The organism is Psychrobacter sp. NC44 (assembly GCF_904846655.1).
Taxonomy (GTDB): domain Bacteria; phylum Pseudomonadota; class Gammaproteobacteria; order Pseudomonadales; family Moraxellaceae; genus Psychrobacter.
Genome location: NZ_CAJHBN010000041.1, coordinates 1 through 921, shown reverse-complemented (window position 1 = coordinate 921; position 921 = coordinate 1). Strand labels below are relative to the sequence as shown.

Annotated in this window: 2 protein-coding genes; both read left to right on the top strand. The window is 39.2% G+C overall.

What is annotated here, in order from left to right:
* Positions 1–66 precede the first annotated feature (66 nt).
* A complete protein-coding gene (locus JMX95_RS13595; protein ID WP_193217040.1) occupies positions 67–417 on the top strand; it encodes an IS630 transposase-related protein in 351 nt (116 codons plus the stop codon).
* Positions 344–916, top strand: coding sequence for an IS630 family transposase (locus JMX95_RS13590; RefSeq protein ID WP_201561084.1), 573 nt, complete (start codon positions 344–346; stop codon positions 914–916). The genes JMX95_RS13595 and JMX95_RS13590 overlap by 74 nt, the downstream gene beginning before the upstream one ends.
* Positions 917–921: the final 5 nt, after the last annotated feature.

The following is a 921-nucleotide window of genomic DNA, read 5'->3' as shown; positions in this document are numbered from 1 at the left end:
ATATAGTAAAACCCACTTAAAAGTGTTATAAAATAATTATCAAATCCAATTGCTATTATAAAGACCATGACTTACTCACTAGATTTTCGTAGACAAGTACTAAAAAGCTTAGATGAGGGTATGACCTTTGTTCAAGCGGCTGAATTCTACAATCTCAGCCCAACCACCATACAAAACTGGAAGAGACGTGTTCATAGTAAAACAACCAGGCAAACTAAGCCCTATAAAATACCAGATGACGTGCTACTTAATGACGTCAAAGAACATCCTGATGATTACCAGTATGAGCGAGCACGTCGTTTAAACTGTAGTAAAACAGGTATTTATCATGCCTTAAAGCGTCTTGGCATTAGTCAAAAAAAAGACACTCGAGCATCCAAAAGCGTGCCCGATAAAAAGAGCGACTTATCAAGGTAAGCTGGAAAACTTTACGCACCAAGGCTACCCCATTGTATATATGGATGAAAGTGGCTTTGAGGCTGAAACCATTCGTCCTTACGGCTATGCACCGATAGGAAAACCTTGTATTGATCGCTACAACTGGCAAGCGAAAAAGCGTACGAATGTCATTGGTGCTCTCTATGAAAAGATGCTGTTTGCCTTAGATTATTTTGAGCACAATATTAACAGCATCACATTCTACTACTGGTGCAAACACACGCTGATCCCAAGTCTTAAAACCAAATGCGTGATAGTCATGGATAATGCTCGGTTTCATAAGAACAAACGTATTCAAAAGCTACTGAACAGACATGGCCATCGTATTCTATGGCTGCCGCCGTACAGCCCTGACTTGAACCCTATTGAAAAGAAATGGGCACAGGTGAAGTTTCTACGCCAAGGCTGGATGCAAAATGACTTATCCAAATTGTTTTATGATATTTGTCCTAGTCATAACACTTTTATTTTGAACTAACTATA